The following is a 13,683-nucleotide window of genomic DNA, read 5'->3' on the forward strand; positions in this document are numbered from 1 at the left end:
CGACAGAGCCCGCAGCCGGCCAAAGCGGACCACCGGACAGCATCCCCACACACCGGCAGTTCCCAAGTAGGGTTCCGAGTCGCCTCAAGCAGACAACGCTGCACAGAGGCTGAAGTAAGCAGGCGCGGCCACCCGACCGGCCACCAGAGAGCCACCACCACCCCCCGCTCCGAGGCACAACTCCCCCCACCACCAGGCACGGACCCGGCCGTGCGTGCTACGAAGCGGCGGTGTAGGTGACGGGGGTGTCCTTGCAGTGGCCGGAGGCAAAGACCGCGAGGGCGTCGAGTTCGGCCGGATCGGCCGCCAGGTCCCAGCGCAGCTTGGTGGCCGCCCACTCCGAAACGTAGCGGCAGTACGCGGCGGGCAGCGGCGGCAGCCACTGGGAGGGGTCCTGGTCGGCCTTGGCGCGTTTGGTGCGGGCGGTGACCGCGACCAGGGAGGCCGGAGCGGCCAGGTCGTTGGCGTAGGCCTCGCGGCGGGCCGGGCTCCAGGCGGAGGCACCCGAATCCCAGGCCTCGGCGAGCGGGACCATGTGGTCGACGTCGAGCGCCCTGGCGTCCTCGACTTCCTGAGCGTCGTAGTAGGACAGCCATTCACCACCGGTGATCTTGCAGCGCGCGCCGACGGACGGTGCTTCGCCGGCCTCGGCGATCAGTACCTCGGCGCGGGTGTTGCAGCCGTCGGACTTCACCGCACCGGCGCTCCAGTGCCTGAACGCGGTACGGGTGTAGCCCTCGCGGTGTTCGTCGGCGACCGGAATGCGGTGCACGGCGTCGGCCAGCGTCGTGGTCTCGGTGGGACCCACCGCCTGCACCGGCGACAGCGCGAGGAGAGGGGTCAGGGACAGGCTGAGCGCGGCAAGGCCGCGAACAAAGTTCTTGATCACCCCGGCAGACTGACCGCCGGCGCGCGCGGACACCGGGCACTCGACAGGAGCCTCAGCCGGGTGGGCGAAAAGGTTCACCGCAGAAACGTTGAGCCGCCCAGCACCGGGTGGCCCACCCTCATGGACGCCACGGCGCGGCGGCCGTCCCACCTGCCGTCTCTGCCCCTGCTTCCGCCGTGGGGGCGTGATGTACACACCCCTCACGTCAGCGACCGCTCTTCCTTGACACCCGATCAGGAAAGGGGGCCTGACCTGTCGTCTCTGACAGCCAAACGGGCACGTCGCAGATGCCTTTTTGCAGGAAGGCCCGGCAGGAAGGCCCGGCGGGAAGGCCTCGCGAGGCGCGGGGGCAGCGGGTCAAGGAGTGTTCTGGCGCCGCTTGGTGCGGTGCCAGAACGGTGAGCTCCTCCCCCGGCAACGAGGCAGCTCGGTCTCCTGGGTATCTGTGTTGCCGTTCTGAGCAACCTTCAAAGACTCGGGCATTTCCACCACCGTGCCGAACGGCACACCCACTGCGGCGTACGCACACCCAGCCCGCCCACAAAACCCTCCCAGAAGCTCAGTGTGCGGTCGGTGCTGACGCAGACGATGCCCTCCGATACGGTCCCAAGCCATGGCGAATGGCAACGGCGTGCCACAGAAGGTGGCGTGGATCCTGCTTCGGAACGAGCGGGTATTGGTGACGCGTAGTCATGGCAGAGATCGCTTCTACTTCCCGGGCGGGCATCGTGAGCCGGGTGAGTCCGACGGCCAGACCCTGGTGCGGGAGATCGATGAGGAACTGCAGGCGACGATCGACCCCGCTTCCATGGTGCACTTCGGCACGTTCGAGATCGGCGAGGGCCACCCGGATCACGGCCCCTTCCGGATGATCTGTTACACCGCCGACCACCGCGGTGGGCTGACCCCGTCGCGGGAGATCGCCGAGCACGCATGGTTCCGTTACGCCGATCGGGACCGAGTCTCGGCCGTGGACGAGATGGCCCTCCACGCGCTTCACGAGGCCGGGCGGCTTTCTTGATCCCGTGACCGCGGCCTTACGGTCGTTGCTGCGGTCTTCTCCTGCGGTACGGCCGCACCACAACCGCACGGTGGGCGAGGAGCGCAGAACCAGCGCACGGGCCGGACACCGCGAGGATCCGGCTGGATGGCCCATCGCACGCTCAGACACAGGCAGAACGATCATCGATCTCGTGAAACCGGCACGAACCCAAGGGCCACCAGCCACAACTGGGCCGGATCCGATTTGGAGCCGCTTCTTTTGGTGTCGGTGGCCGGAGGGCCTTGAGTTCTGCGTTCAGTGGGCGCAGCCCTCGTTGAGGAGTGAGGCAAGGCCGTCGAGGAGGCGCTGGAGGCCGAACTCGAAGAGGGCGTCGAGGTCGAGGGCGTAACCGGCCGTGGCAAGGCGTGAGAGCGCGGGGAAGCGGCCGGTGGCCAAAATCGCCAGGAGCGCGGGCCCCTGAGTGGCCATCCACTCCTCGCTGTCCAGGCCGCTGTGCGCCTCGGCCTCCTGCTCTGATTCCAGGTGGACTGCGACACCACGGGCGTAATTGAGCAACATGAGGTGCGCGGTGAAGGCGGACTGCAGGTCGAGTCCGTGGGCATGCAGGGTGGCAAGCGTCCACTCGCTGTACGGCAGCGCTGAAGTGATCATCTGAGGGCGGGTCATCGACAGGGCCGGCGCGAACCACGGGTGGCGGCGGAACAGGTCCCAGAGCCGCCGGGCCGCTAGCTCGATCGCCCCGCGCCAGCCCTCCGGCGGGTCGGCGGGCAACGGGTACTTCGCGATGACCGTGTCCATCATCCGCGTCAGCAGATCGTCCTTGTCGGCCACGTGCCGGTACAGCGACATGGTCGCCACCCCGAGCTCGGCGGCCACCCGGCGCATCGAGACCGCAGCCAGCCCCTCCGTGTCGGCGACCGCGACGGCGGCACCGACGATCCGTCCAAGCGTGAGAGCCGCCTGGCCCGATGACGCATCAGACGGCCCGCCCGGGCGTGAGGCGGCCGCGGGGCGGGCGGCCCGCACCGGGCGGCTCGGGGCCGCCACAACCGTCCCGACGCCAGGGACGGCACGGACCATCCCCTCCTGGCGCAGCTCGGTGAGTACCTTGGTCGCGGTCGCCATCGCGACGCCCCACTGCTTGGTGATCTCGCGGGTCGAGGGCACGCGATCGCCCGGCGCCAGTTCACCCGTCTCGATCCGCTGCCGCAGTTCGCCGACGATCTGGCTGTAGCGCGGCACCGCCTGCCCGCCCACCGACACCCCCTGCACTAGTGCACCTGCATGAGTGTCATCCTAGCGCCCGACTCCGGGCGATCCCCGCGCACGAGCACCCTCCCCCGCCCCTCAGCACTAGTGCAGTACTGCTCAACACCCCACTCTGATAAGGGATTTCATGCTTGCGCACTCTCTTGCGTACGGCGTACGTTCCCATCATGCCGAACAACGAGACACTCATCTGCGGGGCTGGCATCGCCGGGCCCGCGCTGGCGTACTGGCTACGCAAGGCAGGCTCCAGAGTCACGATCGTGGAACGCGCGCCGCACCCCCGGCCGGGCGGGCAGACCGTGGATCTGCGCGGCGCCGGCCGCACCGTGATCGAGCGAATGGGTCTGATGGACCGGGCCAGGGCACAGAGCGTGGACCAACGCGGCCTCGCACTCGTCGACGCCTGCGGCCGGACCACCGCCCAGATGCCCGCCGACAGCTTCGGCGGCCAGGGAATCGTCTCCGAGATCGAGATCCTCCGCGGCGATCTCGCTCACCTGCTGCACGAGGCCAGCCTGCCGGACACCGAGTACCTGTTCGACGACACCGTCACCGGGATCGATCAGGACGCTGACGCGGTCACCGTCACCTTCGAGAAAGCCGCGCCGCGCCGGTTCGGGCTGGTCGTCGGCGCGGACGGACCGCACTCCGTGGTACGCGCGCTGGCCTTCGGCCCGGAGCAGGACTTCGTCCGCCCACTCGGCCTCTACACAGCCTGGTTCACCGCCACCGACGACCTGGAACTCGACGGCTGGTACCTGATGCACAACGCGCCCGGCGGACTGGTCGCCTCCGCACGGCCCGGCCGCCTCCCCGGCGAGATCAAGGCCGGCCTGAGCTTCCGCTCGGCACCAATCGCCTACGCCCGCCGCGACGCCGCCGCCCAGCAGGAACTCCTGTCCCAGCGCTTTGCCGGCGTCGGCTGGCAGACCCCACGCCTGCTGCGGGCCATGCGCACCGCCCCGGACTTCTTCTTCGACTCCATGGGCCAGGTCCGCCTCGACCGCTGGTCGCGCGGCCGTGTGGCACTGCTGGGCGACGCCGGATACTGCGCGACGCCGCTGACCGGCCTGGGGACCAGCCTGGCTCTGGTCGGCGCATACGTCCTGGCCGGTGAACTCTCGGCCGCCGACGGCGACCACCGCACCGCCTTCCGCCGCTACGACGAGGTGATGCGCCCCTACGTGAGCCAGGCCCATCAGCTCCCGCCCGGCGGCGCCTCGGTATTCGCGCCTTCGGGCCGGCTCGGCATCCGCCTGCGGGACCTCTCCATGCGCCAGCTGACCCGCTGGCCGATGCGGAACCTGCTCGCTGCACAGTTCGCCAAGGCCGGGAACATCGCACTGCCGCAATACACTCTCGCCGCGGACATACGCTGAGCGGCCCCCACCCCGGGTCAGCGAACCTTCACAAGCCTGCCGAGGAGACCGCCGCCCTGCCGACGCCGTCGCCCCGGTGGGCAACGGCCCCCGCCCCTTCGGCATCCACCCCATCCCCGTGGCCGCCGCAACGGCCCCCAAGCGCCAGTGCCCGGCAGCCGATCCCTGCACCGGGGCCATGGACGCCGTGGAGCAGGCGACGGACCGACTCGACAAGGCCCGCATGCCCGAGGGGAGGACAACCCAGCGGTCGCCCCTCGGCGCCCAGCACGCCCAAAAGCGTCTGCAGAAGGCGGGACGCACCCTCGCGAAGGTCACCGGTCGGGCCCACGCCGTCATCGACGCAAAACCCGTGGAAGCCGCCGCTTTGACCTGCGGTTTCCTCTCAGCTCGGCGGTGTGGAACGACGAGGGGGCGCGACCTTGGGCAGCAGCTCCCACAGTGCGATGCCATGACTTTGCTCGCCGGACCCACCGCGGCGATTGACAGTCTGTACCGGAGCACCAAAAGGCAGTGATGCTACCTGCCGCACAACTTTCCGTCCCTCTCGCTCTCCCCGCCTCCGCCGCGTGCACCGGGTCTGTTTTCCGGCTTTCGTAGTCCGCTGTAGTGGGAGCCGCCTCAGGTGAGAGTGATTTCCGAGACCGGTGGGGTCCCTCGGGTGCGGTCCATTCGGGTTCGCGGAAAAGTTCGACGGGCACAGGCGCCAGCTGCCGTGCAGGAGGCCCGCCACCGCCTCGGCCTGGCGATCTACTACAGCGACGGAGTGAGATTCGCCAGGTGTACCGCGGCCGGCTGGCTGGGTGCAAACCGCAAGCGTGGTCCGAGCACCCATTCACCGCATTGCAGTGGTGGCGAACGAGCCGTAGTCCCAGTCTGAGGAGGGAAACGAGTGCTGCCTACGACTGGATTCCTGCCGTGACTGTGGCTACTCAGGACGACGTTGACCATGCGTTGCTAACTACGAGCCGCACGTTCTACTTGCCTATCCGCCAGCTGCCGCCGGTCCTGCACGAGGCGGTGGCCTCCTCGTACCTGTGCCTGCGGGCAATCGACGAGATCGAGGACCATCCCTCTCTGTCTGCGGAGACGAAGGTGCAGCTTCTGCGCGCAATCGACCGGGTGCTGCAGACAGACAGCGCCGGAGAAGGCATCGGGGTCGTCCTGCGCCCGCACGGAGAAATGTTGCCGGAAGTGACGATGCGCCTGGCCGCGTGGGTCGGTTACGCTCCCGCTGACATCAGGGCTCGGGTTATGGAAACGACCTCAGTGATGGCTGCCCGGATGGCTGACTGGGCTGAGTGCAATTGGCACATGGCCGACGAGGAATGCTTCGAGCGCTACACCTTCGCCATGGCCGGATCGGTCGGGCTGCTGCTGTGCGATCTGTGGGACTGGCACGACAACGTCGGCACCAACCGGACCGCCGGGGTGGATTACGGCCGGATGCTCCAAGCAGTCAACATCCGCAAGGACCTCGTCATGGACGCACAGCGGGGCATGACATTCCTTCCAGACACATGGACCGTCACGGACCTAGACGCTTATATCGAGCGCAAGGCCGTCGCTGCCGACCGATACGTTACCGCGCTGCCTGCGGGACCGATCCGGGTCTTCTCGATGATCCCTTTCGAGCTCGCCCGCGCAACGGCCGCCTCGTTCAAGAACGGTCGCGGCAAGATCAGCCGTGAAGAGGTCGCCACGATCATGGAGCGATGCACGCGATGACGGCGCCCCAGGTCCAGGTCAGAAGCTGTATCCAGCAGCACCGCAGCCTGTTCGACGAGAGCACCGCGTTCCCCACCCAACTCGTGGCCGCCGCTTGACCCGTTGGCATAGTGAGGCGTCTTCTCAGGGGTCGTTTTCAGCTGGTTTGCGCCGCCCCGTGTATCTCTTAACTTGTCCTGGATCTCACGCGTGTTGATTTCCGGCACGCCTCTGCTGGACGGAGGGGGCATCGGTGCACGTCGTGGGATGAGACAGGCTTCGCAGGACGAGACCGGCAAGTCGGGCCTCACAGTCGGCCCATGAGGCTCCTTCACCCTTGTTTCCCCTCAAGTCACGCCCTGCCGCAGGTACATGTTGGGATCAAACAGGCTTCACAGGTGAAAACGACCTCTGAAACGACCTCTCAGATTCCCTAGGCGGGGTTGAGGGGGCGGATGAGGGCGGCAGGACAACGATCGCTGATGATCTATCCGTCGCTTTCGGCGTAACGATCCCGCTGAACACCCAGACTGACTGGGCAGGGACCGCGTGGTGCACGGACTCGGATGCTGAACTGAAGGTTTCACGACCGGCCCGGCGGAGTCCACCGCAGCGGCCAGTCCGGACCCTCACCGTTCGACTCTGACGTTGAACTCGGTGTCGCCGTCCTCAAACTGCAAGGTGCCAAAGGTGTTCGGCACCCCAAGAATCTCGGTTGCCCTTATGTGCTCTCCAGAACGCGGCTCAGGCGTACTGGAGAACGGCCGGTACGGGACCAGCTTCGCGTCCGTGGGGCCGGCCACAAAGACTGGGCTGACAGCTTCCCCGTCGGCGCCGGACCAGCGGGGGCTCTCCAGCCAAGACGTGTCCCACTCGGTTTGGCCGAGGTTCTTGACCTGCATGCTGTAGACGACGAACTGCTTTCCGGTGTCCGCCTTGACATGTCCGATGGAAGTGGTGCCGGCCACGGCCAGCAGCTTTATGGCAGCACGGCCGTCTTCGGTTGTGACAGTGATTGTTTTGCCGGGCTTCAGCTCGCGCAGCGCCTGGTGGGACAGAGCCTGACTCGTCGACACGCTGCGGGACGATTCATGCGGCACGGCGCTGCCCCCACTAGCTCCAATGGCAGCGGGGCAGCCGAGGGCGAGGATGGCGACGACAGCGAAACTTGAGCCGGTCCTATGTTTCATGACGATCTTGATTCCTGATCGCGACTGCCCCTTCTTCCAGCATGCGCCCAGTCAGGCGGGATGAAAACATGAGGGCTGCCATCGCACCCCCAGACCATCCAGCGCCGGCAGTGCCTTTCTTGATCTTTGCCCTGTGGGCAGTGCCGTGGGATGCGACGGCGTGCGCTTCGGAGCCGACGAAGAAGGCGGTGCGCAGCCACCACGGTGCGAAGGTGAGCGCGCTACGCCCGCGGACCTGGCTCAGCTGCCGTCGGTGCTGTCGTTGTTGTTCAGGGCGATGGTGAATGCCTCGATGGTGCGGCGGCGCGCGGTGAGGAAGGCGAGCCAGGTGCCGTCCGCGTAGTGGACTCGGAAACGAGCCATGAGCTGGAGGCGGGGGCGGCGCTCCACTTGTGCGACCCAGGTGCGGGGGATTTCCCAGACGGGGGTGCCGTCCAGGTGCCGTACAAGGCCCACTCGCTGGTCCGTCACCCGCATCAGCAGCGCGCCGGACGTGGACGGCATGGCCGCCGCGATGCTCTGCGCACCACCGGACTGGGCGCCGTACCGGTGCATCAGGTGGTCACCGAGCATCCCGCCGATCTTGCCGTGCTTGACTTTGACGCCTTCAGCACTCTTCACCGGCACGACGATTCCGGAGGCGAGCAGCTGCTCACCTGGCGCCAACTGACTCAGGGCAGCCTGCTGTTGCACAGATATGGCTTCTGACATGGCGACGTTTCCCCGTGATCTTCTCGACTCTGATGGGGGATCGTATCGGCCAGGGCTGCCGCGGCTGACGGCGCCCCTGCCATGCTGTCAGCCCTAGTCGCGGTCGGCGCCAGAGCCAGCCACCGTGTACCGCCCGGCTGGCGCGAGTGCACCGCGTACACGAGCTCCAGACCTACCCGTTCGTCCATCTCCGGTATCTACAACCAGGAGTCCATGGGCTCGAACTTCAGCTCGTTCATGACGGGCACGCGGATCATGAATAGGGATGCCGACCGGCTCGACGCCCGCATGACCGGGGCCTGCTCGAACACTGACGCGTCCGTGAAGGCGGTTATCTGCACGATGTCAGCAGCGCGGCGGGCTCGGCCGCGGCGTGCGGATCAGCGCTGGCGGGTGAGCGATGTCCGTCAAGAAACCCCGCCGCCTGTACGCGCGGGTGAGCTCGTCGGTGCGCGCGGCTCACGAGGGGGTCAGAACCCGTCTCGCAGCCTTGGAATCGCAGGAGGGCCAGGCCATGGCTGCACGCCTGGCGCGGAAGGCGAGATCGCTCCGCACCCACAGCACAGCGATGGGCAGAGTGACCACGATGATGCCCACCGCGCCGTGAACACGTTCGTCTACCTTGTCGGCGCAGGAAGTAGCGAACTCGTCCGCATCGTCGGCCCCCAGCTCCCGCTCCTTGTAGAGCCAATCGGCGAAAGACGAATTCTGGAACAACACGGGTGCCCCGCACGACACAGGCGCGTCCTCAAACCCGCCGCTGCCCAGATAGCCCCTGCCTTCGTGCTGAGGTGGCCAGAATGCGAGCCACAGCGCCCACAGCATGCCTGCCACCGCGACGGCTCCCGCCGCGATACGTATCCACTGCGCATGTCCCGTTGTCACCTAGGGCCCCCGATGATCACGTCTGTTGGCGTCGCACACCCTACGTAGTCCCGATCTGAGGGCATGACTTCCGCCCTCAGAACCCGTCTCGATGCCCCGGATCAAGGTGCTGAGTCGCCTTTCCAACGGCGGTCAGCCGTTCCCAGATACGGCAGATGAGCCTGCCGCCGACGCCCTGTGCGCGTCGTCAGCCGACCCGCCGGGCCAGCACCTGTCCGGCCCAGTCCTCGGAAAGGAAACGGTCGGTGGGCGTGAACCCGTTGCGTTCGAAACGTGGCACGGTGCTCGCAGGCCCCCAGCACTCTCCCGGCCCCCACCAGCATCCGCTTTTCGGCTCCTGCCTCGCCTACACAGCCAGAGAGTCCCCCTGCGCCCCGAACCCCCCGCAGGGCCCCCCGGGCGCAGCACGGCCACCAACGCGCCCGGCCCCTGCAGATCAAGGCGCACGGCCCGCCGCCGCCACCCTTCTTCAGGCATGACAGGCAGACGCCACCCCCACCTCGATCGCGGTGAACAGACGGGGCTGCGGTGGGGGCGAGCGGACATCGCCCGCCCACCCCCACCACAGCCCCCACAGCCCCCACAGCCCCCACAGCCCCCACAGCCCCCACAGCCATCAAGTCCCACATGTTCCCAGGTCAGAAGCATGGATTTCCCTGCACATCCAAGACGCCAGCCCGCTGGCACGCCTTCACACTCCAGGCCGTCACGGACGAATCCCCGCTCAGAGCCGGCAGCGTTCCGCCCCTCCTGCGCACAACCACGCGACCGAAAAGGGCGGACAACCACTCCCCCACAAACAGCCGAGGCCTTCCGCTGACCGGGCAGGCACGCCGTGCAACCGGCGACGCAGGGCCGACGGCGGCGCGGCAGGGCTGCCGGGGGGGCGCGCAAGAGCCGTAGCACAGTGCCGCCCGCCCGCCACGTCCATGACGTCGCACGCAGAAGGGCGCGCCGCGAGGTGCCTTTGCGTCGCGGTCGGAGAGGGCGCAGCGTCACACCGGCCCTCCCCCGCATCCGATGGACCGCAGCCACACAGGCACTCTCCGGGCCCAGCCCCCCCCTTGCGCCACCCTGTCGTGAGGGCCGGGCCGGCACGCCCCAACGGTGTCGCCCGATACCGCCGCGCCCCCTCCGCCAAACGGGCCACATGCCGGCCTCCTGCCAGAGAGGCACACCGGCCCTCTTCGCCTGCCGGGCCGGCCGCGCCGGCGAACTGGGGGCGCTACCCGCCCGCGCGTTCACCGGCCTGCCTCCTCGACGGCAAGGAGACGAACGAGTCGGAAGCCAGCGACTCCCGCAGCCATTGCAGCCATCGCACGCGGTATCCGCAGACCCGGACCGATCATGTGTAGCCCCTGCCCTGACAGGTCCGTGCCGGTACGCGGGCAGGAGATGTCCGGATGGTGTCCCGCTGAGTGGTGTAGCGGCGCGGGATTCGTGGCCCCGCAGGCCAGTTGGCCGACGCAGTCACCTCGGCGTCGGATAGGGGTGCTTACGCCCGCGAGCAGCAGGCGCTGCGGCCGGGTGAGCCAGCTGGCAATCGCCACCTCGGCCCTGAGCGGAGCCACACGGCCCGCCGTCGCTACACCACTCGGCGGGACGCCACCGATGTCCGGTGATACGCCAGCCCAGCAGGCGACCCCGGCCGCTTGTCCGCACGGCCCTCGCCCGGTTGTGCAACACCTCTTGAACGGCCGGCTCCCTGGCTGCTGCTGCACTGCACCCGCCAGGCGCACCAGGCTCCCGCCGTCCCGGACTTCACCGGTCCCGGCAGCAAGGCCGGCCACCACGGCCCCGACCAAGCCAGGGAGGTGCCGGAACCAGACCAGGGAGTGCCACGCCCAGACCGGAGGGTGCCGCGACCAGGCCAGGGAATGCCGGAAACCAGGCCGGGGGGGTGCCGTGACCAGGCCGGGGCCGGCGCGCAGGCGGCCGGGGAGGCGCACGGCGTGGCACCGGGTTCAGGCGGCCCGTTCCGCCAAGAACGCCTCCCAGGTCCGCTCGCCGTGCACCACGTGCACCGGCAGGGCCAGGTTCACGCCCTCGCGGTAGGCGCGGCCCGCCTTTCCGGGCACCCGCATCCCCACCACCGGACGGCGGCGCCCAGTGGCACCCAGGTAGGAGCGGACCACATCATCCATCGTGTACACCGCCGGCCCGGCCAACTCCGCCACCAGGCCCGCCGGTTCACCCAGCGTCAGCTCGACCAGGCGCTGCGCGACATCGCGTACATCGACCGGCTCCAGGCGCATGCCGGGCGCCGGAACAAACGGCAGCCGGGCCATCTTGGCGACCATCTGGTGCACCAGGTCGTGGAACTGGGCGGCCCGCAGCATCGTCCAGGCGATACCCGACCCGGTGATGGCCTCCTCCGCCGCGCGCTGCGTGGCAAACCACGCCATCGGCATCCGCTCCGCGCCGATCACCGAGACGTGCACAAGATGCCGCACCCCGGCCTCCCTGGCCGCCGCGACCAGGTGGCCCGCCATCACGTCATCGCCCTTGGCGCCCCCGGCCAGGTGCAACACCGTATCCACCCCCGCCAGCGCGTCCCCAACGCCCTCACCGCTCATCAGATCACCGGTGACATAGCTGACCTGGCCGGTGTCCTGCCGACGGCTGCGGCTGAGCACCCGCACCCGACGCCCAGGCGCGGCCTGCCCCAGCAACGGCAGCACATGACGGCCCAGCGTTCCCGTACCACCAGTGACCAAAATCGTAGCGTCAACACTCATCATCTACCCCTTAAAAGTTGCCCGGTTGCTGGTGCGCACTGTTGGTTCTGCTCCTCTGACGCACCACCACAGGCAGATGTGACAACCCCACGAAAACAATCGCGAAAAACCGCTGAAGCCCCAGGAAACTCCACACCCACCACCCACCACCCGCGCACGCTCGCCTGCCGCATGCCCCGCTCGCACGCCACCGCCAAGGACACGGTGCAGGACACCTGACTACCGGCATCCACCGCCCACACCAGCACAGTCACCAACCCCGACAGCCAGCTCACCACCCACACCACCCGCACCCGCACCCGCACCCGCCATCAAGCCCGCCCTGCCCCGCGGCCACCCTCGCCACGCTGGGCCCATCCCCGCGTGCGCGGGGAGCAGATCACCGCACTGACCGACCGTCAGGCGCGGCTGGGTCCATCTGACTGCTCCCCCGCGCACACGGGGATGGACCTCGCCTCCGCAATGTCCGGTGGTGGGCCCAAGGCTGCCGACTTCCACATTCTGGCCGCAAACAACCAGGTGGTGGGGCGTGCAGCACGACACGCACGCGTTTCCCGATCAGCCGGATCGGGACCGAGTAGCAGTTGGTGCGGACGGGATCTGGCCATAGCGGTCGACCCGCGGGGTGAACAGCCGGCCCGTCTCGGGCGGTTCCCCGGGCCAGCGGCATGCACGGCCCGGCCTTGACTCAGGTCACGCAGGGCCCGCTCCACGCACGCGTGGGTGGTCCCCCGTCCTCCTCGCATCTGCGGAGCAGGCTCTCATCGCGCACCTGTGGGTGATCTGCCCTACCTGCACTGCGATGCGCAACACCGCGCCCGGCAAATGAAATGACCATTGTGACTGAGCATTCAGTTGGTCACGACTGATTCGGTCTCCACCCCGCGTGTCACCGCACGTGCAAAAGGATATGAATCCGGGAGGCAGTTCGTTCCACCCGCCGGGAGGGGAGGATGAGTCTTGTAAGTCAGGCACTACCCCTAGTCGGTGTCGCCATCGGCGCAGTGGTGTCCCTGGTTGTCTCCGCCGTGAAGGACCGCGCCCAATGGCGGCGCCAGCAGTCCGTCCGATGGGACGAGCGGCGTCTCAACGCCTATGCGGAATACGCCCACACCGTCAAGGAACTCAGCAGCCGGTACACCCGGCTGGCGATCGCGCGCGGCGTCACCACCGGGCCAACCCCGCTGGAGCCAACCGATGCAGTGCTCGAGGAACTCGCAGCAGCAGAGGCCCACCGATCCGCGCTCGCAGAAACCCTCTGGCTCCTAGGCGACGTTGACAGCAATACCGCCGCCGTCAAACTGAACCACGCGCTCTGGCACCTTGAGTGGCTGGCTCGCGGCGTACCAACCACCGGTATCGCCACCTGGCCTGAGGCATTCCTCGAATTCCGTGAGGCGCGCAGAGACTTCCTGAAGGCCGCGCGCTGCGACCTAGGCATCCGCGGCTCTCAGATAGCCCACGACGTTCCCTGGCCCCCACCATGGCGCCCCTCGAACCACCAAGGAACGAGCGGGCCCTGATCCAGCAGCCTCACCAGACGAAGCTGAGTACCAAACTGGCCAACTGAAGGGTCCGTCACCATGCGAAGGACTCAGACTCCGTCCCACGAGTGCAGCCACAGGCCGAACTCCAGATTGCGGACGCCGTTGAGCTGTACCTCCTTAAGAGAGCCGGCACGGCAGCTGCCGTCATGGAAATACCCCCCCCTGGCGGCGACGGCGGCGATCTCCTCGAGTTGGCCCTCGGCAGCGCCCTACTCCTGCGCATCGAACAAACGGGCAGCCTTTTGCAGCGACAAGCGCGGGAAGCAGCTCCGCGGCGCCGGGTCCATCCCCGCGGGCGCGGGGAGCAGCTGGGTACCTGGGCGCTGGTGTTCACCTCCCCGGGTCCATCCCCGCATGCGCAGGGG

10 protein-coding genes are annotated in these 13,683 nt (G+C 68.2%); 4 read left to right on the forward strand and 6 right to left on the reverse strand.

Annotation, left to right across the window (positions count from 1 at the left end):
- Positions 1-217: 217 nt before the first annotated feature.
- Positions 218-889: an HNH endonuclease family protein gene (locus OG302_RS00660; protein WP_371524763.1), complete on the reverse strand. Its 672-nt coding sequence runs from the start codon at positions 887-889 to the stop codon at positions 218-220.
- Positions 890-1,502: 613 nt separating this feature from the next.
- Here OG302_RS00660 and OG302_RS00665 point away from each other — a divergent pair.
- Positions 1,503-1,910 (forward strand): NUDIX domain-containing protein, encoded by a 408-nt coding sequence (locus OG302_RS00665; RefSeq protein WP_371524765.1) that lies wholly within the window; start codon positions 1,503-1,505, stop codon positions 1,908-1,910.
- Between the two features lie 276 nt (positions 1,911-2,186).
- On the opposite strand, the gene OG302_RS00670 is transcribed toward OG302_RS00665, so the two are convergent.
- Positions 2,187-3,164 carry a TetR/AcrR family transcriptional regulator C-terminal domain-containing protein gene (locus OG302_RS00670; RefSeq protein WP_371524767.1) on the reverse strand — a complete coding sequence of 326 codons (978 nt, stop codon included), beginning with the start codon at positions 3,162-3,164 and terminating at the stop codon, positions 2,187-2,189.
- A 164-nt stretch (positions 3,165-3,328) separates the two neighbouring features.
- On the opposite strand from OG302_RS00670, the gene OG302_RS00675 reads away from it, so the two are divergent.
- A complete protein-coding gene (locus OG302_RS00675) occupies positions 3,329-4,540 on the forward strand; it encodes an FAD-dependent monooxygenase (protein WP_371524769.1) in 1,212 nt (403 codons plus the stop codon).
- Positions 4,541-5,458: 918 nt separating this feature from the next.
- A complete protein-coding gene (locus OG302_RS00680) occupies positions 5,459-6,268 on the forward strand; it encodes a squalene/phytoene synthase family protein (protein WP_371524771.1) in 810 nt (269 codons plus the stop codon).
- A gap of 608 nt (positions 6,269-6,876) precedes the next feature.
- Here the strand turns inward: OG302_RS00680 and OG302_RS00685 are convergent.
- From OG302_RS00685 to OG302_RS00700, 4 genes are all read right to left on the reverse strand, one after another.
- Positions 6,877-7,323, reverse strand: a complete 447-nt coding sequence (locus OG302_RS00685; protein ID WP_371524773.1) for a hypothetical protein — start codon at positions 7,321-7,323, stop codon at positions 6,877-6,879.
- 354 nt (positions 7,324-7,677) lie between these two features.
- Complete coding sequence (locus OG302_RS00690; RefSeq protein WP_371524775.1) at positions 7,678-8,130, reverse strand: hypothetical protein; 453 nt, start codon at positions 8,128-8,130, stop codon at positions 7,678-7,680.
- Positions 8,131-8,607: 477 nt separating this feature from the next.
- Positions 8,608-8,982: a hypothetical protein gene (locus OG302_RS00695; RefSeq protein ID WP_371524776.1), complete on the reverse strand. Its 375-nt coding sequence runs from the start codon at positions 8,980-8,982 to the stop codon at positions 8,608-8,610.
- A 2,015-nt stretch (positions 8,983-10,997) separates the two neighbouring features.
- Positions 10,998-11,774, reverse strand: a complete 777-nt coding sequence (locus OG302_RS00700; protein ID WP_371524778.1) for an SDR family oxidoreductase — start codon at positions 11,772-11,774, stop codon at positions 10,998-11,000.
- A gap of 950 nt (positions 11,775-12,724) precedes the next feature.
- On the opposite strand from OG302_RS00700, the gene OG302_RS00705 reads away from it, so the two are divergent.
- Complete coding sequence (locus tag OG302_RS00705; protein WP_371524779.1) at positions 12,725-13,294, forward strand: hypothetical protein; 570 nt, start codon at positions 12,725-12,727, stop codon at positions 13,292-13,294.
- Positions 13,295-13,683 lie beyond the last annotated feature (389 nt).

The sequence above is a fragment of the Streptomyces sp. NBC_01283 genome (assembly GCF_041435335.1).
Lineage (GTDB): Bacteria > Actinomycetota > Actinomycetes > Streptomycetales > Streptomycetaceae > Streptomyces.